The following is a 22,933-nucleotide window of genomic DNA, read 5'->3' as shown; positions in this document are numbered from 1 at the left end:
GTTATGTCTGCTCCGTATGCACAACAATTAACTGAAATCCGCCAGCGCATCTTGCATCTGCTCCTCAGCGAAGACGATCTCGTTGATGTGCTGCTGGATAAATCGATTGATCTCAATGCCGCAGAACTGCGGGAGATCACCGACTGGCGCCACCAGCTGGAAGAAGAGCTGCAGCTACTGCATGCTGCTGACTTAGCGGATATCCTCGAAGCACTACCCGAACAAGAGCGTCTGGCTTTATGGCGCCTTGTGCCCCCTGAGCAGCGCGGTCGCGTGCTGGTCGAAGCTTCCGAAACCGTCTGGGCCAGCCTGACGGAAGGTATGACTGATCGCGAGATTCTGCACGCTATTGAGCCGCTGGACATCGACGATCAGGTATATCTGGCGCGCTATCTGCCGCGCGATTTAACCGGACGTTTACTCACCACGCTGGAACCTAACCTGCGCGCACGCCTGCTGGAAGTGATCGAGTTGGATCGCGACCGCGTGGGGCAGGTGATGGATTTCAATATCCTTACCGTCCGCTCTGACGTGACCCTCGCCACCGTACAGCGCTTTCTGCGCAAGCGCAAAAGCATGCCGGGTGGCACCGATAAAATCTTCATCACCGACGAGCAGAATCAGTTGCTGGGTGAGTTAACACTGACCGATATCTTGCTCAACAAGCCAAAAACGCTGGTTTCAGAAGTCATGAATTCGCGCCCGACCACCTTCCAGCTCGATGACAAAGCCGAAGAAGCGGCCAGTGCGTTCGAACGTTATAACTTGATCTCCGCCGCCGTTATTGATGCTAAAGGCAAGTTGATTGGGCGTATCACCGTGGAAGACGTGATCGATCTGGTGAACGAAGAGAACGAGAGCAATATCCGTAAGATGGGTGGTATCAGCCAGGGCGAAGATGTGTTCGCGCCGGTACGCAAAGCGGTGGGTAAACGCTGGGCGTGGCTGGCGGTCAACCTGTGTACGGCATTTATCGCCTCACGCGTGATTGGCTTGTTTGAAGCCACCATTTCCCAGTTGGTGGCGCTGGCGGCACTGATGCCGATTGTGGCCGGGATTGGCGGTAATACCGGCAATCAGACCATCACCATGATTGTGCGTGCGCTGGCGCTGCATCAAGTGGAACCGGGTAACTTTTCCTTCCTGGTAGTACGTGAACTCGGCGTTGCGCTGATTAACGGCCTGTTCTGGGGTGGAATTATGGGGGCCGTCACCTGGTTGATGTACGACAACCTGCAACTCGGTGGCGTAATGATGCTAGCCATGGTGCTTAATCTGCTGCTGGCGGCGCTAATGGGTGTGCTGATTCCGTTGATCATGACCAAGATGAAACGCGATCCGGCCGTGGGCTCCAGCGTGCTGATCACTGCCATCACCGACACTGGCGGTTTCTTTATTTTCCTCGGTTTGGCGACGGTGTTTTTACTGCACCACTGAGTTCAAAGACAGTGCGCGTAACGTTGCAGCGCCTGCTGCAAGTTGAGTTGCAACGTTGCGCGCGCCAGTTCACTGATGCCTGGTGTCACGCGGGCAGAGCCTCTTAGATTTAACCACTCCACCACATCGACAAGATGCCACAGCGCGGTTTTACCATCATGAACCGGACGTGGGAACTGCGGACTGTGGGCAAGCATCAGCTTGCGCATATTCTGGCGCGACACGCCGATCAACTCGGCGATGTCCGTAAGGCCGACCAGATCCGGGGACGCTTCAATCAGTTCAGCATCGGGTAAAGCCTGAATGACTTCGGCTAAAGCATCGCGAATCGCTTGCTGTGCACTCTCCGCTTCCCGGCAGTACATCAGACTCAATTTACCTGCCACGCCGGTGCCCACCAGCGCATCAGTAGAGCCTGCAGCACCGAGTCGCTCCAGAACCCCATCGTCTGAAACAGCTTCACTCAACTGAAAACGTAACGTGAATTCAAATTCCATTTTTGATCCTTAGAAAATTTCGATTTCTTTATGAGGATGCCGCTTCATTTCTGACATTGCATGCCACCTTATACTTTGAATTTTAGGTTGTCAATTGACAACCTTCACCAATTTTCAGATGCTATGTCAGCAGTATTCAAAGTGAGAAAAAACAAGAAATGCCTTGGTATCCCATACTTATATTGTTGTTGGAAAACAGCGCACAAATTCGAGCGCGCCTGAGTTCAAGCGCATATACACTTAGCGCTATCACTTACCTGAGGGAGAAACAGCATGTTTAAAGTTGATGATTTTGTGCAGTCGAAGACCGGTGGCCCAAAGATGCAGGTCACACGGGTTGAAGGTGAGTTGCTATGGTGTGCACGCGTTGATGACGCCATTAAGCGTGAGATCGAAGTCAGGGCGGATAGCGTGAATTTGTATCACGAAGAAGGTGATTTCGGCGTGTGTTGATGCTCTTCGGTTGCGCGATAAATCGCGCCGTTACAAATCGTGCGATTTGGATCAGACAATCTCAAAACGCATCAAGCCGTAGCGGCGCAATTTATTGCGCTACAGGCACAATCACGGATTGTCCTTCTGCAAATTGTCTCGTCCAATCCCGCCAATAAAGGGTAAGCGCAACTTGAGTGGCGTGAAATCGAGCCCAAGATTCAGCCCAAGCACATTCACTTCCAGACCTTCTTCTGCGCCAACCGTCACGCCCAGCACACCTAAAATTGACACCTGCACACCGCGCCCCGACGGCGGTAATCCAATTGGATGAAGCAGTGAGCGATAATCTTTGCCTAAAGCATTGGCAGGCAAATCCAGCTTCAACGCAGGCACTTCACGTCCAATGTGCGCCATGAAGGTATTACTATTGGGCCCCGGCCACGCGTGATAGGTCGTTGGCCACGGATAGGATTTTATCGCCGCTTCAATCTGTGGAATCATCGCTTCAGCTTCCTTGCCACGATGCTCCACCAGCAAACGCGGTTTTGCGCCGTACCAGTATCCATCGGGCAGATTGGAGTTGCGTCGCACTTTGACACCGCTGCCCCAGCTGATCACTTCATAACGGTTGTACTTCGTCTCTCCCGCGCGTTTGAAAATGATCCATGGATGCACGGCGACGGCGCCCTTCCAGCCGTAGGTGGGTGCGGCATAGACCTGTACGATGGCCAGATTGGCATATTGATGCGGATCCGGCGCTATCCCGGCCGAATCTCGTCGCGCCGTCGCCCATCCACCGCGCTCACTGGTTAACTCACCGGTGCGCGTGGCCTGCGCCAGACTGGCCGCCAGTGAGAGCAGCACAATACAGAGGAAAGAGAGTAGAAAGGCTTTCAGTGGCAGCATCGACGGCATCCTGATGAGTAACAATTCACCTGCCATCATGCATTGATAGTGGTGAGTTTGTATTCACTAACTATGCGATAGGACAAATTGCACTGAAAATGTATGTCGGTTGGCAATAAAAGAATGGCGTATATCTCGCAGATGCACACACTTCTCTAACCCTTGCGTTGCATCAATGTCGCTTATAAAAGACAATTTTTGCTGGATTGAATGCTTGCGAGGACGCAATGCAACACACCGAGGTAACAGCATGACTATCATCACTCAATCTGCACCAAAGAAAAAGCAGTCAGTCACGACGATGCGATGGTAGCAGAGCTGCGAGAAAACCCTGATTACACTGAAATCTACCTGCAAACGGCATTGGAAGATATCTACGAAGAAGGTGGGATAGCTGCCTTTCTGATCGCCCTTCGCCGGGTAGTTGAAGCCCGGGGTGGCATTAGCGAAATCTCTCGCAAATCGGGGTTGTCGCGCCAGCAGTTGTACAAAACGCTCTCAGAAAAAGGAAATCCAACGCTCACTACCCTAACAGAGATTACTCGTGCGGCGGGCGTTAGGCTTATCCCTCACCTCTAAATAAAAAGCCCGCATTTAAGCGGGCTTGATAGGCAATTCAATCAGCGGAAATCACTCCCACTCAATCGTGGCCGGTGGCTTACCTGAGATATCGTAAACCACGCGTGAAATGCCGTTCACTTCGTTGATGATGCGGTTGGAGACGCGGCCGAGGAAATCGTACGGCAGGTGCGCCCAATGCGCGGTCATGAAGTCGATGGTCTCAACCGCACGCAGTGAAACAACCCAATCGTATTTACGACCGTCGCCCATTACGCCGACAGAGCGCACTGGCAGGAACACGGTGAAGGCCTGGCTGACTTTGTTGTACAGGTCAGCTTTATGCAGTTCTTCGATGAAGATTGCATCGGCACGACGCAGCAGGTCGCAATACTCTTTCTTCACTTCGCCCAGCACACGCACGCCCAAACCTGGACCTGGGAACGGGTGACGATACAGCATGTCGTATGGCAGGCCGAGTTCCAGGCCGATCTTACGCACTTCGTCTTTGAACAGCTCTTTCAGCGGCTCAACCAGACCCATCTTCATCTCTTTCGGCAAACCGCCCACATTGTGGTGCGATTTGATCACGTGCGCTTTGCCGGTGGCAGAAGCCGCAGACTCAATCACGTCAGGATAGATGGTGCCTTGCGCCAGCCACTTCACGTCTTCCAGACGCAATGCTTCCTGGTCAAACACTTCGACGAACACGCGGCCAATGATCTTACGCTTGGCTTCTGGATCGTTCTCGCCGGCCAGCGCATCGAGGAAACGGTCTTCAGCGGCCACGTGAACGATGTTGAGACCGAAGTGGTCGCCAAACATGTCCATCACCTGCTCTGCTTCGTTAAGACGCAGCAGGCCGTTATCCACGAACACACAGGTCAGGCGGTCACCGATGGCGCGGTGCAGCAGCATCGCGGTAACAGAAGAATCCACGCCACCTGACAGGCCGAGGATCACTTTGTCTTCACCCACTTGCTCACGCAGACGCTCAACGGCATCTTCGATGATCTTAGCTGGGGTCCAAAGCGCTTCACAGCCACAGATGTCGCGAATAAAACGCTCCAGCATGCGCAGGCCCTGGCGGGTATGCGTCACTTCCGGGTGGAACTGTACGCCGTAGAATTTCTTCTCTTCGTTCGCCATGATGGCAAACGGACAGGTTTCGGTGCTGGCAACGGTTTCAAAGCCAGCCGGGATAGCGGTGACTTTATCGCCGTGGCTCATCCACACGTCTAGCAACGGTTTGCCGGCGGCGCTGATGGCATCTTCGATGTCACGGACCAGCGCGCTCTGCGTCAGCACTTCAACCTGCGCATAACCAAATTCACGCTCGTTAGAGCCTTCAACTTTACCGCCCAGCTGCATCGCCATGGTCTGCATGCCGTAGCACACGCCCAACACCGGCACGCCAGCGTTAAACACGTATTCCGGTGCACGCGGGCTGTTATGCTCAGTGGTGCTCTCCGGGCCACCTGACAAAATGATGCCATTTGGGTTGAAACCACGAATCTGCTCTTCGGTGACATCCCACGCCCAGAGCTCGCAGTAGACGCCCAGCTCACGCACGCGACGTGCGACCAGCTGCGTATACTGAGAACCAAAATCGAGGATCAAAATGCGATGTTTATGAATATTTTCAGTCGTCATTGAGGCGTTTCCATTGGGATGGACTTAATAATAAAAGCGCCCGGCAGGTGCCGGGCGTTGAATCTTACGGGATTATGAACCCATACGGTAGTTAGGTGACTCTTTGGTGATGGTCACGTCGTGCACGTGGCTTTCATTGATGCCTGCGCCACTGATGCGCACGAACTCTGCTTTAGTGCGCAGATCGTCGATAGTTGGGCAACCGGTCAGGCCCATGCAAGAGCGCAGACCGCCCATTTGCTGGTGCACGATCTCTTTCAGACGGCCTTTGTACGCTACGCGACCTTCGATACCTTCTGGTACCAATTTGTCAGCGGCGTTATCGGTCTGGAAGTAACGGTCAGATGAGCCTTTAGACATCGCGCCCAGTGAACCCATACCGCGGTAAGATTTGAACGAACGGCCCTGATACAGCTCGATTTCGCCCGGAGATTCTTCAGTACCCGCCAGCATTGAACCCACCATCACAGCGGCTGCGCCTGCGGCGATGGCTTTCGCGATGTCGCCAGAGAAACGAATACCGCCATCGGCCACAACCGGGATACCGGTGCCTTCCAGCGCTTCAACTGCATCTGAAACAGCGGTGATCTGTGGAACACCAACGCCGGTCACGATACGGGTAGTACAGATTGAACCCGGACCGATACCGACTTTCACGGCGCTCACGCCCGCTTCGGCCAGTGCCAATGCACCCGCACCGGTCGCCACGTTGCCACCGATGATGTCCAGATTTGGATATTTAGCACGGGTCTCACGGATACGTTGCAGAACGCCTTCAGAGTGACCGTGTGACGAGTCAATCAGCAGCACATCAACACCAGCAGCCACCAGCGCATCAACACGCTCTTCGTTGCCCGCACCTGCGCCCACTGCAGCACCGACACGCAGACGGCCTTCAGCGTCTTTACAGGCGTTTGGTTTACGCTCTGCTTTCTGGAAATCTTTAACGGTAATCATGCCCAGCAAGTGGAAGCTATCGTCAACAACCAGCGCTTTCTCAACACGTTTTTCGTGCATTTTCTGCAGTACGATGTCGCGTGCTTCACCCTCTTTCACGGTGACCAGACGCTCTTTTGGCGTCATCACTGCGGAAACTGGCAGGCTCAGGTCAGTCACAAAACGCACGTCACGACCGGTAATGATACCGACCAGTTCGTTGTCGGTGTTCACAACCGGATAACCCGCAAAGCCGTTGCGCTCGGTCAGCTCTTTCACTGCCGCCAGTGCGGTGGTAGGCAGTACAGTTTGCGGATCGGTCACTACGCCACTTTCGTGTTTTTTCACTTTGCGAACTTCATCCGCCTGGCGCTCAATCGACATGTTTTTGTGGATAAAGCCCAGACCGCCTTCCTGTGCCAATGCAATTGCCAGACCGGCTTCGGTCACGGTGTCCATTGCAGCAGACAGCATAGGGATGTTCAGACGGATGTTTTTCGTCAGTTGGGTGCTGAGATCAGCGGTGTTTGGTAGCACAGTGGAGTGAGCTGGAACGAGCAGAACGTCGTCGAAAGTGAGGGCTTCTTTAGTGATTCTTAGCATTGCAATATCTCCACCTGGGGGCGATTAAAACAGATAAAATATTGCCGCGGCATTATACAGGCCGAAATCGATTGCCTCCAGTGTTTTTTAGGAAAAAGTCTTGATCCTCCGAGTGAGCAATGTAGTATCGGTTGATTAACCCTCTGATTTAAAATTTGATCTACATCACATGTCGCTACCGCCAACCGCCAATATTTTTACTGTCAGCCGCCTGAATACCACGGTGCGCCAACTGCTGGAAAATGAGATGGGCCTGGTGTGGCTCAGTGCTGAAATTTCGAATTTCACTCAGCCCTCTTCCGGCCACTGGTACTTCACGCTTAAAGATGATGGCGCTCAGGTTCGCTGTGCGATGTTCCGCAACAGTAACCGTCGCGTGACCTTCCGCCCACAGCATGGCCAGCAAGTTTTAGTGCGCGCCAGCATTACGCTGTATGAACCGCGCGGCGACTACCAGCTGATTATCGAAAGCATGCATCCGGCCGGTGAAGGCCTTTTGCAGCAACAGTTCGAACAGCTTAAAGCGCGACTGGCTGCCGAAGGATTATTCGATCAGCAGTTCAAACAGCCGCTGCCCGATCCGGCGCGTCAGGTGGGCGTGATTACCTCCGCGACTGGCGCCGCGCTGCATGATGTGCTGCGCGTGCTGCATCGTCGCGATCCTTCGTTGCCGGTGATTATCTATCCCACGCCAGTGCAAGGTGTCGATGCACCCGCAGCTATCGTGCGTGCCATTGAACTGGCGAACCAGCGTGATGAGTGTGACGTGCTGATTGTTGGCCGTGGCGGCGGCTCGCTGGAAGATTTATGGAGCTTCAACGACGAGCGTGTGGCACGCGCCATATTTGCCAGTCGCCTGCCAATCGTCAGCGCCGTCGGACACGAAACTGACGTCACAATTGCCGATTTTGTTGCCGATCTGCGCGCCCCTACCCCTTCTGCAGCGGCAGAACAGGTGAGCCGCAATCAGGTTGAGCTGCTGCGCCGTTTGCAGTCACAGCAGCAGCGTATGGAAATGGCGATGGATTTCTATCTGGCGGAGCAGCAGCGTCGTTTTACGCGTATTCAGCATCGCTTGCAGCAGCAGCATCCGCAGTTGCGTCTGGCGCGTCAGCAAACCACGCTGTTCCAGTTGCAGCGTCGCCTCGGTGAAGCGATGGATCAACGCCTGCGCGTGGCCAATCGCCAGCAGGATCGGGTGTTACAGCGCCTGAATAATCATCAGCCGCAGGGGCGCATTCTGCGTGCGCAGCAACAGATGCAGCAGTGGCAGTATCGATTGCAGCAGGGCATGGAGAAGCAGCTCAATCACAATCGTCAGCGCTTTGGCAATCTGGCTGCGCAACTTGAAGGCGTGAGTCCGCTCGCTACACTGGCTCGCGGGTTTAGCGTGACAACCGATACCCAAGGCCAGCTGGTGAAGAAAACTCAGCAGCTCCATAAAGGCGATCTACTGCGCACCCGTTTGGATGATGGCTGGGTGGAAAGCCAGGTGACCGCACTTGAGCCGCAGAAATCACGCAGCCGCAAAGCACGCTCCTAGCTGAAAAACTATACTTCTGGCATGTTCACTCACGGCCAGGAGTTCCTATGACCTACAGCGTTATTCCTCCGTATATTCTTCGCAACATCATTGACCACTGCTCGGGTGCGCCGCAAGAATCCGCTCGCCGCACCCTCACCCATGTTCAGCAACTGATGGCTGAACATAATCACCGGGCAACCAACACCGCCACCGCTCAGCCCGGCACCGTGTTACGTGCCATCTATGATGCCGAAAATACGCAAAATCTGCCTGGCACCTTAATTCGCGATGAAGGCCAGCCGGGCAATAGCGATATTGCGGCTGAAGAGGCCTGGAATTATCTCGGCATCACCTATGACTTCTACTGGCAGATCTTTAAGCGCAACTCACTCGATAACAAAGGCCTGAAACTCGATGGCACAGTGCATTACGGCAAGGAGTATCAGAACGCTTTCTGGAACGGTCAGCAGATGGTGTTTGGTGACGGCGATGGCGAGATCTTTAATCGCTTTACCATCGCCATTGATGTGGTCGCGCATGAACTTACCCACGGCGTGACCGAGAACGAAGCGGGACTGGTTTACTTTCAGCAATCCGGGGCGCTGAACGAATCGATGTCAGACGTATTTGGTTCGCTGGTGAAGCAGTTCCACTTACAGCAAAGCGCCGATCAGGCCGACTGGCTGATTGGTGAAGGGTTGTTAGCCGCAGGCATCAAAGGCCGTGGATTGCGATCCATGTCAGCACCGGGCACCGCTTATGACGATCCTATGCTCGGCAAAGATCCGCAGCCTGCAGATATGGATCATTATATCGACACGCGCGATGACAATGGCGGCGTGCATCTCAACTCCGGCATTCCTAATCGGGCATTTTATCTGGCGGCTAAGGCTTTGGGCGGCTTTGCCTGGGAGCTGGCAGGACAAGCCTGGTACGATACCCTCTGCGATAAAACCTTGCCGCAGGATGCGGATTTCAGCACCTTCGCTGGCTTCACGGTGCAGCACGCCGGTAAACGATTTAATCGCTCGGTGGCGGAAGCCATTCAGTCCGCCTGGCAGCAGGTAGGCGTAACGTGAATATTCAGCTGACCGATGACGCCATTATCGAACTGGCGCGTGAAGGGGGCATCGCTTTTATCCCCAGGCTGCGTGGCGAGCGCCGATTTGCGCTGGCACAACTGCCGGAACCGCAAAAGCAGCGGGTATGCAGCGTGCTGCAACAGGCGTTACCGCTCGGCGAGCCGGAAGACCAGGCTGCCACCATCGGACGTGGCGATCAGCGCTATTTTCGCATTCAGATTACCTACGCCACGCATCAGGAAGCGGGATCGATAGTGATTTTGATTCCTGAACAGGTCGCCCCAGCCGAGTTGCAGGCGCTGTGGCGAGACGGCCAGTAAAATTATCGGAGATCTCCCAAAGCAACCTCTAACTTACTGACTATAATCATTAATGTGGCTAGCTAGTTCCACGTCGAAGAAAACACCCTTAGATGAGGTCTCTGCTATGACACTAAAGAAGCAAAGAGGTGGTGCCGGGAACTTTGCAGAGGACCCGGAGCGAGCCAGGGAAGCCGGCAGTGCTGGCGGCAAAGTCAGTGGGGGCAATTTCAGAAACGATCCTGAAAGAGCCAGGGAAGCTGGAAGAAAGGGAGGACAAAAAAGCCGTCGCCCCTCTAAGCCGCAGTGAATAAGGTACCTTAAGGAATGAAGTGCGCCACGGATGGTTAATAAAAAAAAGGCCGACATCATGATGTCGGCCTTTCTTCTTACTGGGTCTTACTTGCTGTCAGGCAGCGCGTAAGCAATCACATAATCACCACGGTCTGGTGACTGACGTGCACCACCTGCAGAGATCAGGATGTACTGTTTGCCGGTTTTCGGCGAAACATAGCTGATTGGACCGCCCTGGCTGCCGACTGGCAGACGTGCTTTCCATACTTCTTTACCGGTTGAACTATCGAAGGCGCGCAGATAGTAATCCTGCGTACCCGCGATGAACACCAGGCCACCCTGAGTCGCTAAAGTACCACCCAGCGTTGGCATACCGATTGGCATCTGTGCGCGCATCTTGATACCGAATGGACCGGTATCCTGCACGGTGCCAACTGGAACCTGCCAAACGATCTGACGGGTTTTCATGTCGATAGCTGAAAGCGTACCAAACGGTGGTGCCTGGCAAGGAATACCCAGCGGTGACATGAAGCGGTTTTGTTCACTGCGTAAGGCGTGCCTTTCAGTGGAACGGCGCCCATGCCGGTGTTGATCGCTTCACCGCCGTTGCTGGCAGAAGATTTCGTGGTGTCCTGAGGAACCATCTGCACCCACAGACCCAGACGCATGTCGTTAACAAACATGTACTGGTTGTTCGGGTCAAACGAGATGCTGCCCCAGTTCATGCCACCCAGTGAACCTGGGAAGCTGAGTGACTTGTCGGTGTCCGGTACGGTGAACAGTCCATCGTAACGCATGCCTTTAAAGGCGATACGGCACACCAGCTGGTCAAACGGCGTAGCGCCCCACATGTCAGACTCAGTCATTTTCTGGTTGCCAATATTTGGCATTTCCACTGAGTGCGGCTGCGTTTGGGTGTACTGCTCTCTTGGAATATGACCCTGCGGCATTGGCTGCTCTTCAACTTTCGTCAAAGGCTTGCCGGTCAGGCGATCCAGCACCCAAATCATGCCGGTTTTCGCACCGATAACCACTGCAGGCTTGGTGGTGCCATCCTTCATTGGGAAGTCAACCAGGCTTGGCTGCATTGGCAGGTCAAAGTCCCACAGATCGTTATGCACGGTCTGATAAACCCACTTCTGCTTACCGGTAGTCGCATCCAGAGCAAGGATGGAAGCGCCATAGGTGTGATCCAGTTTGGTACGTTCTGCACCATACAGGTCAACAGATGAGCTACCCATCGGCAGGAACACGGTGTTCATCGCCGGATCGTAAGACATCGGAGCCCATGAGTTCGGGGTACTACGGGTGTAGTCTTTGCCCGGCATCAGAACCGCGTTTGGATCATCATTGCCTGGGTCAAACGCCCAACGCATCTGACCGGTGATGACGTCAAAGCCGCGCAGCACGCCGCCAGGCATATCGGTCTGGACGTTATCCGCCACACGACCGCCAACCACCACGGTGGTGCCTGCCAGTTGTGGTGCTGAAGTCAGCTGATACTGTGGATCTGGCGCCGCGCCAAGCCCTTTTTTCAGGTCTACTACACCGTGATCGCCGAAGTCTTCACAGAACTCACCGTTGTCAGCGTTGATGGCAATCAGACGCGCATCAATGGTGTTCATCAGAATACGACGCTGACAAGTGTCACCTGCCGCCAGTGCTGGCGCAGGAACCGGCGTTGAGCCCGGCTGGCTTGGCTGCTGTACTGGTTTGGTCGCATCAAAATACGCCAGACCACGGCAGCGGTTCCACACTTCTGCCTGCGCATTGATTTCGCGCTTCCAGATTTGCTTGCCGGTATCGGCTGCAACCGCAATCACGTTGTTGTGCGGGGTGCAGAGGTACAGCGTGTTGCCAACCTGCAGTGGCGTTTGCTGATCTTCCGCGCCGTTACCGGTTGGGCTGATTGGGGTATCGCCCGTGTGGAAGGTCCAGGCAACCTGCAGGTCTTTCACGTTGTCACGGGTGATCTGGTCGATCGCCGCGAAACGGTCACCTTCAGGGGTGCGGCCGTAGCTGCTCCAGTCCTGCTGTGGTTTAGATTTGTCCACCGGAATCAGCGGCAACTGTTTACCGTCAAAAGCAACGGTTGGGTGCGGCTGGAACATCTGCACGAAGGTGACCACCATGCCAACCGCGATAACCGCTGAAAGCACATAGGAAACTTTAGCCAGAGAGCTTTTGCCTTCACGCTTACGCAGCGCGGGCCAGGTAAGGAACGCCACCAGCATCAGGCCTGCAGGTACCATCAGGCGCGAAACCAACTGCCAGAAATGGAAGCCCGCATCGAACAGTGCCCAAATCAGGGTTCCGACGAAAACCAGAATAAACAGGGTTACGGCAGATGACTTACGGCGGAAAAACTGAATCGCCGACAGCAACATCACAATACCGGAAATGAGGAAGTACCAGCTGCCGCCCAGGGAAACCAGCTTGCCGCCGCCGATGGCGAAGAACAAGCCGATAGCCAGCAGGACCAGCCCGAACAATACAGACCAGATACTCAGCCCTTTGCCGGGACGAGTGGAATTTTCTGCCATAACACAATCTCTCCTGAAAAAATAACGCGCTGGTGCCAGCTGACCTTAGGCAGCCGGTGACAATGCTCCTGCCAACGAAGGGGACAGGAACCAATCCGTTACGCTTTATTTTATATCTATTGGTACGGGTGCAATGCCCGTAATTCGGCGCTTGTGAGCGAGGGCACATCACAGTTGAGAGTGATTCTCGCTTCAAGGCGGCAGGATTGTACCACCTGGTACATTAGAAAGTGAACATCCATAACGAAGGAGTTACTGCCCAATAGCATTTTTGCTACAAATTCATTCATAAGTTATTAATAAATATGACGCTGAATCAAATTGTAATTATTGATGTTAAGACGATATTACGGGGATGCTTCGGGCTGGAGCCGTGCTCTGCGGGGATACTTCAGGCAGGAGACGCGTATGCAGGACAAAAAATAAGGGCCCGTCTGGGCCCTCATGATGTTAACGCTTGTTTTTCTTAAGGTGCGACATCAGTCGCTGACGCTTACGCTGCTGAGTCGGTGTCAGCAGGTTGCGTTTGCCCGCGAACGGGTTGTCGCCTTCTTTGAACTGAATACGGATAGGCGTACCCATCACATTCAATGAACGGCGGAAGTAGTTCATCAGGTAACGCTTGTACGAATCTGGCAGATCCTTCACCTGGTTACCGTGAATCACCACGATCGGCGGGTTATAACCACCGGCGTGCGCATATTTCAGCTTCACGCGACGGCCACGCACCAGCGGTGGCTGATGGTCATCGGCCGCCATGGTCATGACGCGCGTCAGCATCGCCGTGCCAACACGTTTGGTTGAGCAGTCGTATGCTTCAGTCACCGATTCGAACAGGTTACCAACGCCGCTACCGTGCAGAGCAGAGATGAAGTGGATGCGTGCGAAGTCGATAAAGCCCAGACGGAAGTCCAGCATCTCTTTAACTTCATCACGGGCTTCCTGCGTCATGCCATCCCACTTGTTGACCACGATCACCAGTGAGCGACCGCTGTTCAGGATAAAGCCGAGCAGCGACAGATCCTGGTCGGAGATGCCTTCACGCGCATCAATCACCAGCATCACGACGTTGGCATCTTCAATCGCTTGCAGCGTTTTGATTACCGAGAATTTCTCGACGGTTTCGGTGATTTTTCCGCGCTTACGCACACCTGCGGTATCAATCAGCACGTACTCGCGCTCGTCACGTTCCATCGGAATGTAGATGCTGTCGCGCGTGGTGCCCGGCATGTCGTAAACCACAACACGATCTTCGCCAAGAATACGGTTGGTCAGCGTTGACTTACCGACGTTAGGACGGCCAACAATAGCCAGCTTGATCGGCAGCGTGGTTGGGTCGAAATCTTCTTCTTCCTCTTCCGCCAGCGCCTTCTCGCCCTCTTCTTCTTCTAACGCGGCCCAGTAAGCGGCGTTTTCTTCTTCTTCCGTCAACTCCCTCTCTGGCTCAGCAACATCCATCCACGGCAGCAATGCCGCTTCAAGCAGGTTGTTGACACCACGACCATGCGAAGCAGCAATCGGATGAATTTCACCTAAACCCAGCGCGTAAAAATCCAGCACCGCGGCATCAGGATCTAAACCGTCGGTTTTATTGGCAACCACAAAGGTGGCTTTTTCACGCGAACGCAGGTGATTGGCGATCTGCTGATCGGCCGGCATCACACCCGCTCGTGCATCCACCATAAACAGCACCACATCGGCTTCTTCAATCGCTAACAGCGACTGTTCTGCCATGCGGTTTTCAACGCCTTCCTCGGTGCCATCAATACCGCCGGTATCGATAACAATGAATTCGCGCCCTTCCACTTCGGCGCGACCATATTTGCGATCGCGAGTCAGTCCAGGAAAATCCGCAACCAGCGCATCACGTGTGCGCGTTAAGCGGTTAAATAGCGTAGATTTTCCCACATTGGGACGCCCAACCAGCGCGACCACAGGTACCATAACACTTGCCTCAGTTTTGAAAATAAATCGCCCGAATGGCGTGATTATAACGACATTTGCCAGAAGGCGTCAGGCTGAAGGCGCTAAGAATACCATGCCTGACTAAAACGAAACGGCCCCTGACGAATCAGGAGCCGTATTAGCGAGCGGGAAGCCGGTTCCCGCAGAGCCCAATCTTAACGCGTGATGGCGTAAACTTCGCCGCCTTTCGCCTGGATCAGCAGTTTGTCACCGGCAACCACCGGATCCGTCTGGAAGCCATCGCTATCCAGTTTCTGCTGCGCAACAAAGCGTCCATCCTGGGTGTTAATCCAGTGCACATAGCCTTCGCTATCACCCACCACCAGATAACCGTTAAACAGCGCAGGTGAAGTCAGGTTACGGTGCAGCAAATCGCTCTGACGCCAGATGGCCACGCCACCGTCAGCATTCAGTGCAATCACGCGGTCGTCCTGGTCTACCAGGTAAATGCGACCCGCATCAACCACCATATCTTTCACGCCGCCGATTTCGCGTTTCCACAGAATCTGGCCTGAACGCAGTTCCAGCGCCGTCAGGTTGCCGTTGTAAGCCAGCGCATAGATCACGCCGTTAACCACAACTGGCGTGGTATCCACATCGCTCAGACGATCGATTTCCGTGGCGCCGCTTGGCTGCGAGATACGCTGCTGCCAAATCAACTGCCCCTGGTTCATGATCACCGCGCTCACACGACCATTGTCGCCGCCGACAATCGCGCCACCAAAGGCCACGGTCGGCGCAGATTCACCGCGCAATGACAGCGCAGGCATATCGAGGTTAACGCTCCATTTGATCGCGCCAGTGCTCTGATCCAGCCCCTGCAACATACCGTTGCTGGTGTGCACCAGAACTAGGCCATCACTCACAACCGGACGTGACAAAGCTTCACCGGCGACTTTAGTCTGCCAGGCGATGCTGCCATCATTGTTGTTCAGCGCAAATACCTGGCCGCGTTCGCTGCCGATATAAATGCGATCGCTGGTGGCGGTAACACCGCCAGAGAGCAGTGCCGAGATGTTTTTCGAGAAGAAGCCGGTTTTCTCAGAAAGATTAACTTTCCATTTCTCTTTACCGTTGCTGGCATCCAATGCTTTTACCACACCAAAACGGTCGGCAGCATAGACGGTGCCATCCTGCCAGGCAGGATGCAGATTGGAATAGAAATCGCCAACGCCGTCACCCACAGAGGTGCTCCAGGCAGTCTGTGGCGTAAACTGGTTTTCCACTTTCGGCAGCGGAGCCATTTTTACTACATCTTCTTCGCCGCTGAACAGCGAGCAACCGCTGAGCAGAGTGACTGAAATCAGCCCTGGCAGCAGGTATTTACGTAATTCCATGTGCGCTCTCTTGACTGGCTTAACTTAAGTTATTCATCTTCATTTGCAGCATTTGCTTCAGCGCAGGAGAGGCCTGCGATTCAGCGCCTTTGCTCCAGGCATCACGTGCGCCCTGCTTGTCGCCTTTGCTCAGCAGTGCTTCGCCACGAATGTCCGCAATAATGGCTGTCCAGCCATCACCCTTAACATTGTTAAGAGTCGAAAGTGCGGCATCGGCCTGGTTTTGCTGCAGTTGAATGCGCGCCAGACGCAGGTTGATTACCGCCTGCAGGTTGGCATCTTTGGTATCTTTCAGCCCGCTCTGAAGCAGCGTAATGGCTTTGTCTAACTGATTCGCTTCAACGTACTGCTTCGCCAGATCCAGCGAGGCCAGCGCGCCGTAGGTATTGTTGTTTTCATTAGCAAAGGCAGCAACCGCTTCCAGCGTCTGCGGCTTATCAGCCTGCATCGCGGTGGTCAGTTGTTGATACTGCGCCGACGCGGCTTTATCCGCACCATCCTGATGGCTTGACCAGTAACGCCAGCCACCCAGCGCAGCGATGCCGATGATCACCCCTACAGCCAGCGCTTTGCCATTGTTGGCAAAGAACTGGCGCAGTGCGTCAACTTGTTCGTTTTCGTTGCTGTAAACTTCCACGCAATCCCTCTCCTTTAAATGGCTGTTGCAGTGCTGCGCTTACTGCAGCAGCGTGCGCAATGTCGCAGCGGCTTCGCTTTGCGCAATCGTCTGTTGATCGCCCGTGCTCAGGTTTTTAATCACCACCTGGCCAGCTTTCATTTCGTCTTCGCCCAGCACCAGCGCAATGCGTGCGCCCCACTTGTCTGCACGGCCAAACTGCTTCTTGAAGTTACCACCACCGAAGTTAGTCATCAGCTTCAGCGCCGGGTCAGCATCACGCAGTTTTTCCGCTAATTGCATCGCAGCGGACTGAACGCCCTGCCCCGAAGCGATAACATAGACATCAACAATGCGCGTCGGTTCAAATTCTGGATTAACCGCTTGCACCAGCAACACTAAACGCTCGAGACCCATCGCAAAACCGACGGCTGGCGTCGCGCGTCCCCCTAACTGTTCAACCAAACCATCATAGCGACCACCGGCACACACGGTGCCTTGCGAGCCGAGGCTGTTGGTCACCCATTCAAACACGGTGCGGTTGTAATAATCGAGGCCACGAACCAAACGTTGATTTACGCTGTAGGCGATTCCTGCGTCGTCTAACAGGCTGCACAGCCCGTTAAAGTGCGCACGCGAATCTTCATCAAGATATTCGTTCAGCGTGGGGGCATCGTTCAGCAATAGTTGAATATCGGGATTTTTGCTGTCCAGCACACGCAGCGGGTTGCTGTACATGCGGCGTTTGCAATCCTCATCCAGCTTGTCTTTGTGCTGCTCAAGGAAGGCCACCAGCGCGTCGCGGTAGTTAGCGCGAGCTTCCAGTGATCCAATAGAGTTGAGTTCAAGATTAACGTGTTCAGCAATACCTAGCGCTTTCCACCAGCGTGCCGTCATCATGATCAGCTCAGCATCAATATCTGGCCCTTGCAGACCAAATACTTCCGCACCAATCTGATGGAACTGGCGATAACGGCCTTTCTGTGGACGCTCATAGCGGAACATCGGGCCGATGTACCACAGACGCTGTTCCTGATTGTACAGCAGACCATGCTCAATACCGGCGCGTACGCAGCCTGCCGTCCCTTCCGGGCGCAGGGTCAGGCTTTCACCGTTGCGGTCGTCAAAGGTATACATCTCTTTTTCAACCACATCGGTGACTTCACCGATAGCGCGCTTAAACAGCGGTGTCTGCTCTACAATCGGCAAACGGATTTCGCTAAAGCCGTAGCTTGCCAGCACCTGCTTCAGGGTGCCTTCAATACGCTGCCAAATCGCGGTATCCGCCGGCAGGTAATCGTTCATCCCACGGATCGCTTGAATATTCTTCGCCACGTTAGAATCTCTTAATACAAAAAAACCTGTCCGGCATCATACCTTATGAGGATGAAACCGCACAGGTTCAATCACAAACTGGCACGCGCCGGGCGCGCACCTTCCCTTATTTTTCCAGTTGCTGCACGTTAATGCGGCGACTTTCATCCAGCATGCTGGCCTTGGCACGAATACGCGCTTCAAGCTGATCAATCATGTCATCGTTGTCGAGGCGGTCGCGTTGACGCACGCCATCCTCGTAGAAGCCACTCTTGCGGCTACCGCCGGTGACACCCAGTGTCGACACGGTGGCTTCACCGGGGCCATTCACCACACAGCCGATAATGGAGATATCCATTGGCGTGATGATGTCTTCGAGGCGTTCTTCCAGCGCATTCACCGTGCCGATCACGTCAAACTCCTGACGTGAACAGGTCGGGCAGGCAATGAAGTTGATGCCACGTGCGCGGATGCGCAGCGATTTCAGGATGTCATAACCGACTTTAACTTCTTCAATCGGATCGGCTGCCAGTGAGATTCGCAACGTATCGCCAATCCCTTCGGCCAGCAACAACCCAAGACCAATGGCGGATTTCACAGAACCCGCTCGCAAGCCGCCGGCTTCGGTGATGCCGAGGTGCAGGGGTTGATCGATAGCCTTCGCCAGTAAGCGATAAGATTCGACGGCAAGGAACACGTCAGACGCTTTCACACTCACTTTAAACTGATCGAAGTTGAGACGATCGAGGTGATCAACATGGCGCATAGCGGATTCGAGCAGCGCCTGCGGCGTCGGCTCTCCGTATTTTTCCTGCAGATCTTTTTCCAATGAACCGGCGTTAACACCGATACGGATGGGAATATTATAATGGCGGGCACAATCCACCACCTGGCGGATACGCTCATTGTTGCCGATGTTGCCGGGGTTGATGCGCAGGCAATCCACGCCATACTCGGCGACTTTCAGTGCAATACGGTAGTCAAAATGAATGTCCGCCACCAGCGGCACATTGACCTGTTGCTTAATCAGTTTGAACGCTTCAGCCGCATCCATCGTTGGAACGGAAACGCGCACGATATCGACACCGACGCGCTCAAGCTGGCGAATCTGGTTGACCGTGGCATCGACATCCGTGGTACGGGTGTTGGTCATTGACTGAACGGCAATGGGTGCACCATCACCAACCGGCACCTTGCCGACGTAAATCCGTGTTGATTTGCGACGGATAATGGGTGCTTCGTTATGCATATTCTCTCTCCACAATTACCCGGAAAGCGCGCTGCGCGTTATTGCGCACCCAGCGTCATACGGGCAACCTGGTTATTACGGATAAAACGACTTAAATCAACGGGCTGATTCTGATATTGCACGTCAACCGCACTCGGTGCGCCAATTTTCAGACGATACGGAGGCGTTCCAGACAGGCTGAGCTTACCGCCACTACGTTGCAATCCGCTGAACAGCTTCTTGCCGGTGGCATCGGTCACTTCCAGCCAGCAGTCAGCTTTGAAATTCATCACCACAGTATTAGGATCGCCTGCAGGCTGATTCACCGCTGCGTTTGCAGTGGGCATCTGGCCTGCAGGAATGCTGTTAGCCGGTGCCGGAGACGTGGCCGCTGGCGGCGCATTGTCTATCGGCGCCTGGCTTGGCGACACCACGGCGTTATCACTGCTTGACGCAGGCGCAGTGGTGTTGGCCGCAGCAGTATTGCTGTTGCTGCCAGCATTCGGCGCGGCAACCGCGCCCGCGCCGTTATCCACCGGCGTACCGGCGGCATTGGTATCACTGTCAGTGGCACTGTCAGTACTGTTTTCACCGAGCGGAATCGACTGACTGTTATCGCTGCTGCTGCCATTTTGGTCAGCCATCGATACCAGATCGGCCTGGGAGGCTTTATGGTTTTGCCACCACCACGCGCCGGTCAGACCGATGACGACAAAAATCACCAACCAGGTGAAGATCATCAGCCAGCCATCACGCTTTTTACGGCGCTTACCTAACGAGAAGCTCTGCATCGGCTCGATTTTTGCCGCGCGCACCGGGGCCTGTTTTGCCAGCATCGGCAACAGGTCATCTTCCGGTACATGCACCAGACGAGCATAAGAACGAATGTAACCGCGCAGGAACGTCGAAGCTAAATCAGCCGGTGATTTGTCCTCTTCAATATCTCGCACGGTAGAAAGTTTCAGGCACAGGCGTTCAGCAACATTTTGCTGAGTCAGACCCTTTTGCTCACGGGCCAGACGCAGGCGTTCACCTGTGGAATGTACTGCAGAATTCTCTTGAGTGGCTTCAGTATTCATTAGCTAAATAACGCTGGTACTGTATCGATTGTGGAAAACTTCGCGCCAACCGGTCGCCATAACGTGTAACGTCAGCAGCGTTTCCCTGTTGCGCGGCGAAACGTATTTGTAACCACTGGCTCTCTGCCGTTGCGGGCAAACGCTGATGGTACACTTCTAATAGCAGCGGGACCGCCATGCGATCCTGCTGTTTAAGCCGCCTTTCCACTTCCGTAAGCAGTTGATCACCCTGCCCCGGTGCGGCAATCAGCGCGTTGGTTAAAAACTCGCGCGCTGTGGCACTCTCTCCAGCCTGCAGGTAACAATAGCCCGAAAACAGAAATGCATCCTGACGGGCATCGATTTCCTGTGCAATCATCGCCAGCTTAAACTGTTGATGCGCTTCGTCATACTGCCTTAAACCGCAGAGAAACGCACCGTAATTGTTAGCGACATAGCCATTCGCTGGCGCTAACTGCTGGGCGCGCTGGTAGTGCCAATGTGTCTGTGCGCTATTCTGCTGCGCCTGTGCCAGCCGCGCAAGCGCCAGCGGCACACGATAATCCTGCGGTGCCACGCGCTCAGCGCGGAATAAATTGCGCTGAGCAGCGCCATACTCCTTCACCGCCAGATAGTGTAATCCCAGTTGTAACCTGATGTCCGCCGCGTTTTGCGGCGGCGGAGGGTTGACACAACCGGTTACAACAAAGCCAGTGAACAGTATCGCGGGTAATCCTTTACGCATTTCACTCTCTCCCTCAAACGTCGAGAGAAGAGCCTGCCACGCCTCACACCTGGTGAACATCACCAGGCACGGGGTTTCAGATCGCCTTCACAGAGATGGTGTCACCGGCCATTTTTTTACGCAAAGTACGCTTGGTACGGTCGATAACATCGCCCGCCAACTGACCACAAGCGGCATCGATATCATCCCCACGGGTTTTACGCACGATGGTGGTGAAGCCGTAATCCATCAATACTTTAGAGAAGCGATCGATGCGGCTGTTCGAGCTGCGGCCATACGGCGCACCCGGGAACGGGTTCCACGGGATCAGGTTGATTTTGCAAGGCGTGTCTTTCAGCAATGCCGCCAGTTCATGGGCATTGTCGGTGCTGTCATTGATGTGATCCAACATCACGTACTCAATGGTCACACGACCCTGATTGGCGTTTGATTTACCGATATAACGCTTCACCGCGGCGAGGAAGGTTTCGATATTGTACTTTTTGTTGATCGGCACAATTTCGTCACGGATGGCATCGTTTGGCGCGTGCAGAGAAATCGCCAGCGCGACGTCGATCATATCGCCTAACTTATCCAGTGCCGGTACCACACCCGAGGTTGACAGCGTCACGCGGCGTTTGGACAAACCGAAACCGAAGTCATCCAGCATGATGTCCATCGCCGGCACCACGTTGTTGAGGTTGAGCAGCGGCTCACCCATGCCCATCATTACCACGTTGGTGATCGGGCGCTGGCCGGTGACTTTGGCCGCACCGATGATTTTCGCGGCGCGCCATACCTGGCCAATAATTTCGGAAACGCGCAGGTTGCGGTTAAAGCCCTGCTGCGCGGTCGAACAGAATTTGCACTCCAGCGCACAGCCTACCTGCGAGGAGACACACAGCGTCGCACGGTCGCCTTCCGGGATATACACGGTTTCGACCAGCTGATCGCCGACGCGAATCGCCCATTTAATGGTGCCATCGCTGGAACGCATCTCCTCCGCCACTTCCGGCGCACGAATCTCAGCGCGTTCCATTAATTTGCCGCGCAGCACTTTGTTGATGTCGGTCATCTGCTCGAAATCATCGCTGCAGTAGTGGTACATCCACTTCATGACCTGATCGGCACGGAACGGCTTCTCGCCCATTTCGAGAAAGAATTCACGCATCTGCTGACGGTTAAGATCCAGCAGGTTAATTTTTTCTTTTTTTGGGGAAACAACCACGGGGGAAGCGGACGACAGCGTCACAATCTGTTCGGACATAATGTTCTCTGGCCTCGTTGTTACACGTTACGGCTCTGGTTAAGAATAGGAAAAAACAGCGCCCTCGCTGAGACGGGCTCAACAAGGGCGCATTATTGTACTACATCTGCTGCATGATGCCAGGGGAACGACTTTACAGGTGTTGAAAAGGCGTAAAGACGTTTATCCGCATCAGCAGCAACGCACTTAGCGAGTGCGTGGGCAGACTTCGTTCTCAGCGAAGAAGTAAGCGATTTCGCGTGCAGCAGATTCAGCTGAGTCAGAACCGTGGGTCGCGTTCTCAGTGAAGCTGTCAGCGTAGTCAGCACGCAGAGTGCCGGCCAGTGCGTTGTCTGGGTTAGTTGCACCCATCAGATCGCGGTGACGCTGAACGGCATTTTCGCCTTCCAGTACTGAAACAACCACTGGACCAGAAGTCATGAACTCAACCAGACCATCGAAGAATGGACGACCGTTGTGCTCAGCGTAGAAGCCTTCAGCCTGCTCTTTGGTCAGGTGCAGCATTTTCGCGCCAACGATTTTGAAGCCTGCGCTTTCAAAACGGTTGTAGATAGCACCAATCACGTTCTTAGCGACGGCATTTGGTTTAACGATTGAGAAAGTACGTTCGATTGCCATGATGACCTCTAGTTAGCATCCTGAAGAAACCGGGAGAT

Annotated in this window: 20 protein-coding genes and 1 pseudogene; 7 read left to right on the top strand and 14 right to left on the bottom strand. The window is 54.3% G+C overall.

Annotated elements, in window-relative coordinates; translation table 11 throughout:
• Positions 1 to 3 precede the first annotated feature (3 nt).
• Positions 4 to 1,437 (top strand): magnesium transporter, encoded by a 1,434-nt coding sequence (mgtE, locus tag HA45_RS15830; RefSeq protein ID WP_100701264.1) that lies wholly within the window; start codon positions 4 to 6, stop codon positions 1,435 to 1,437.
• A 2-nt stretch (positions 1,438 to 1,439) separates the two neighbouring features.
• Here the strand turns inward: mgtE and HA45_RS15825 are convergent, their stop codons facing one another.
• Positions 1,440 to 1,934, bottom strand: coding sequence for a helix-turn-helix transcriptional regulator (locus tag HA45_RS15825; RefSeq protein ID WP_100701265.1), 495 nt, complete (start codon positions 1,932 to 1,934; stop codon positions 1,440 to 1,442).
• A 273-nt stretch (positions 1,935 to 2,207) separates the two neighbouring features.
• Between HA45_RS15825 and HA45_RS15820 the strand changes: the two genes are divergently transcribed.
• The gene (locus tag HA45_RS15820) at positions 2,208 to 2,387 is read left to right on the top strand and encodes a GDFGVC terminal motif YodC-like protein (protein ID WP_058959125.1); all 180 of its coding nucleotides are present in this window, start codon (positions 2,208 to 2,210) and stop codon (positions 2,385 to 2,387) included.
• Between the two features lie 111 nt (positions 2,388 to 2,498).
• Here HA45_RS15820 and HA45_RS15815 read toward each other — a convergent pair whose 3' ends face one another.
• Entirely contained in the window at positions 2,499 to 3,275 is a 777-nt protein-coding gene (locus HA45_RS15815) for a DUF3750 domain-containing protein (RefSeq protein ID WP_100701266.1), read from the bottom strand.
• A gap of 306 nt (positions 3,276 to 3,581) precedes the next feature.
• Here HA45_RS15815 and HA45_RS15810 point away from each other — a divergent pair, with 306 nt between their 5' ends.
• Complete coding sequence (locus HA45_RS15810; RefSeq protein ID WP_128598973.1) at positions 3,582 to 3,854, top strand: addiction module antidote protein; 273 nt, start codon at positions 3,582 to 3,584, stop codon at positions 3,852 to 3,854.
• Between the two features lie 51 nt (positions 3,855 to 3,905).
• On the opposite strand, the gene guaA is transcribed toward HA45_RS15810, so the two are convergent.
• Both guaA and guaB read right to left on the bottom strand, forming a co-directional pair.
• A complete protein-coding gene (gene guaA / locus HA45_RS15805) occupies positions 3,906 to 5,486 on the bottom strand; it encodes a glutamine-hydrolyzing GMP synthase (RefSeq protein WP_100701268.1) in 1,581 nt (526 codons plus the stop codon).
• Positions 5,487 to 5,558: 72 nt separating this feature from the next.
• A complete protein-coding gene (gene guaB, locus HA45_RS15800) occupies positions 5,559 to 7,025 on the bottom strand; it encodes an IMP dehydrogenase (protein ID WP_100701269.1) in 1,467 nt (488 codons plus the stop codon).
• Positions 7,026 to 7,194: 169 nt separating this feature from the next.
• Between guaB and xseA the strand changes: the two genes are divergently transcribed.
• From xseA to HA45_RS15780, 4 genes are all read left to right on the top strand, one after another.
• Complete coding sequence (xseA, locus tag HA45_RS15795) at positions 7,195 to 8,568, top strand: exodeoxyribonuclease VII large subunit (RefSeq protein WP_100701270.1); 1,374 nt, start codon at positions 7,195 to 7,197, stop codon at positions 8,566 to 8,568.
• Between the two features lie 47 nt (positions 8,569 to 8,615).
• A complete protein-coding gene (locus HA45_RS15790; protein WP_100701271.1) occupies positions 8,616 to 9,629 on the top strand; it encodes a M4 family metallopeptidase in 1,014 nt (337 codons plus the stop codon).
• Positions 9,626 to 9,952: a protealysin inhibitor emfourin gene (locus HA45_RS15785; RefSeq protein ID WP_100701272.1), complete on the top strand. Its 327-nt coding sequence runs from the start codon at positions 9,626 to 9,628 to the stop codon at positions 9,950 to 9,952. Before HA45_RS15790 ends, HA45_RS15785 begins: the two co-directional genes overlap by 4 nt.
• Before the next feature lie 106 nt (positions 9,953 to 10,058).
• Positions 10,059 to 10,241: a con-10 family general stress protein gene (locus tag HA45_RS15780; RefSeq protein WP_100701273.1), complete on the top strand. Its 183-nt coding sequence runs from the start codon at positions 10,059 to 10,061 to the stop codon at positions 10,239 to 10,241.
• 89 nt (positions 10,242 to 10,330) lie between these two features.
• On the opposite strand, the pseudogene HA45_RS15775 reads toward HA45_RS15780, so the two are convergent.
• The 10 genes and pseudogenes from HA45_RS15775 to ndk all read right to left on the bottom strand — a co-directional run bounded on the left by HA45_RS15775 (position 10,331) and on the right by ndk (position 22,895).
• Positions 10,331 to 12,768, bottom strand: a pseudogene (locus HA45_RS15775) (glucose/quinate/shikimate family membrane-bound PQQ-dependent dehydrogenase).
• A 450-nt stretch (positions 12,769 to 13,218) separates the two neighbouring features.
• Positions 13,219 to 14,712, bottom strand: coding sequence for a ribosome biogenesis GTPase Der (gene der / locus HA45_RS15770; protein WP_100701275.1), 1,494 nt, complete (start codon positions 14,710 to 14,712; stop codon positions 13,219 to 13,221).
• 176 nt (positions 14,713 to 14,888) lie between these two features.
• Positions 14,889 to 16,070 (bottom strand): outer membrane protein assembly factor BamB, encoded by a 1,182-nt coding sequence (gene bamB, locus HA45_RS15765; RefSeq protein ID WP_100701276.1) that lies wholly within the window; start codon positions 16,068 to 16,070, stop codon positions 14,889 to 14,891.
• Positions 16,071 to 16,089: 19 nt separating this feature from the next.
• The gene (locus HA45_RS15760; protein ID WP_100701277.1) at positions 16,090 to 16,707 is read right to left on the bottom strand and encodes a YfgM family protein; all 618 of its coding nucleotides are present in this window, start codon (positions 16,705 to 16,707) and stop codon (positions 16,090 to 16,092) included.
• A 39-nt stretch (positions 16,708 to 16,746) separates the two neighbouring features.
• A complete protein-coding gene (gene hisS / locus HA45_RS15755) occupies positions 16,747 to 18,021 on the bottom strand; it encodes a histidine--tRNA ligase (RefSeq protein WP_100701278.1) in 1,275 nt (424 codons plus the stop codon).
• A 106-nt stretch (positions 18,022 to 18,127) separates the two neighbouring features.
• Positions 18,128 to 19,249: a flavodoxin-dependent (E)-4-hydroxy-3-methylbut-2-enyl-diphosphate synthase gene (gene ispG / locus HA45_RS15750; protein ID WP_100701279.1), complete on the bottom strand. Its 1,122-nt coding sequence runs from the start codon at positions 19,247 to 19,249 to the stop codon at positions 18,128 to 18,130.
• Between the two features lie 38 nt (positions 19,250 to 19,287).
• Positions 19,288 to 20,307, bottom strand: coding sequence for a cytoskeleton protein RodZ (rodZ, locus tag HA45_RS15745; protein WP_100701280.1), 1,020 nt, complete (start codon positions 20,305 to 20,307; stop codon positions 19,288 to 19,290).
• Positions 20,297 to 21,031 (bottom strand): type IV pilus biogenesis/stability protein PilW, encoded by a 735-nt coding sequence (gene pilW, locus HA45_RS15740; protein WP_100701281.1) that lies wholly within the window; start codon positions 21,029 to 21,031, stop codon positions 20,297 to 20,299. Before pilW ends, rodZ begins: the two co-directional genes overlap by 11 nt.
• A 76-nt stretch (positions 21,032 to 21,107) precedes the next feature.
• Positions 21,108 to 22,277, bottom strand: coding sequence for a dual-specificity RNA methyltransferase RlmN (gene rlmN / locus HA45_RS15735; RefSeq protein ID WP_100701282.1), 1,170 nt, complete (start codon positions 22,275 to 22,277; stop codon positions 21,108 to 21,110).
• 186 nt (positions 22,278 to 22,463) lie between these two features.
• Positions 22,464 to 22,895, bottom strand: a complete 432-nt coding sequence (gene ndk / locus HA45_RS15730) for a nucleoside-diphosphate kinase (protein WP_084936146.1) — start codon at positions 22,893 to 22,895, stop codon at positions 22,464 to 22,466.
• Positions 22,896 to 22,933: the final 38 nt, after the last annotated feature.

This window comes from Pantoea rodasii (assembly GCF_002095465.1).
Taxonomy (GTDB): domain Bacteria; phylum Pseudomonadota; class Gammaproteobacteria; order Enterobacterales; family Enterobacteriaceae; genus Pantoea; species Pantoea rodasii.
This window is presented reverse-complemented; position numbering and strand designations above follow the sequence as displayed.

Coding starts and splice junctions, on each gene's coding strand:
- guaA (WP_100701268.1), bottom strand. CDS start 5,486: ATGACGACTGAAAATATTCATAAACATCGCATTTTGATCCTCGATTTT.
- HA45_RS15825 (WP_100701265.1), bottom strand. CDS start 1,934: ATGGAATTTGAATTCACGTTACGTTTTCAGTTGAGTGAAGCTGTTTCA.
- HA45_RS15790 (WP_100701271.1), top strand. CDS start 8,616: ATGACCTACAGCGTTATTCCTCCGTATATTCTTCGCAACATCATTGAC.
- mgtE (WP_100701264.1), top strand. CDS start 4: ATGTCTGCTCCGTATGCACAACAATTAACTGAAATCCGCCAGCGCATC.
- xseA (WP_100701270.1), top strand. CDS start 7,195: ATGTCGCTACCGCCAACCGCCAATATTTTTACTGTCAGCCGCCTGAAT.
- rodZ (WP_100701280.1), bottom strand. CDS start 20,307: ATGAATACTGAAGCCACTCAAGAGAATTCTGCAGTACATTCCACAGGT.
- ispG (WP_100701279.1), bottom strand. CDS start 19,249: ATGCATAACGAAGCACCCATTATCCGTCGCAAATCAACACGGATTTAC.
- pilW (WP_100701281.1), bottom strand. CDS start 21,031: ATGCGTAAAGGATTACCCGCGATACTGTTCACTGGCTTTGTTGTAACC.
- HA45_RS15815 (WP_100701266.1), bottom strand. CDS start 3,275: ATGCTGCCACTGAAAGCCTTTCTACTCTCTTTCCTCTGTATTGTGCTG.
- der (WP_100701275.1), bottom strand. CDS start 14,712: ATGGTACCTGTGGTCGCGCTGGTTGGGCGTCCCAATGTGGGAAAATCT.
- HA45_RS15780 (WP_100701273.1), top strand. CDS start 10,059: ATGACACTAAAGAAGCAAAGAGGTGGTGCCGGGAACTTTGCAGAGGAC.
- HA45_RS15820 (WP_058959125.1), top strand. CDS start 2,208: ATGTTTAAAGTTGATGATTTTGTGCAGTCGAAGACCGGTGGCCCAAAG.
- guaB (WP_100701269.1), bottom strand. CDS start 7,025: ATGCTAAGAATCACTAAAGAAGCCCTCACTTTCGACGACGTTCTGCTC.
- bamB (WP_100701276.1), bottom strand. CDS start 16,070: ATGGAATTACGTAAATACCTGCTGCCAGGGCTGATTTCAGTCACTCTG.
- rlmN (WP_100701282.1), bottom strand. CDS start 22,277: ATGTCCGAACAGATTGTGACGCTGTCGTCCGCTTCCCCCGTGGTTGTT.
- ndk (WP_084936146.1), bottom strand. CDS start 22,895: ATGGCAATCGAACGTACTTTCTCAATCGTTAAACCAAATGCCGTCGCT.
- HA45_RS15810 (WP_128598973.1), top strand. CDS start 3,582: ATGGTAGCAGAGCTGCGAGAAAACCCTGATTACACTGAAATCTACCTG.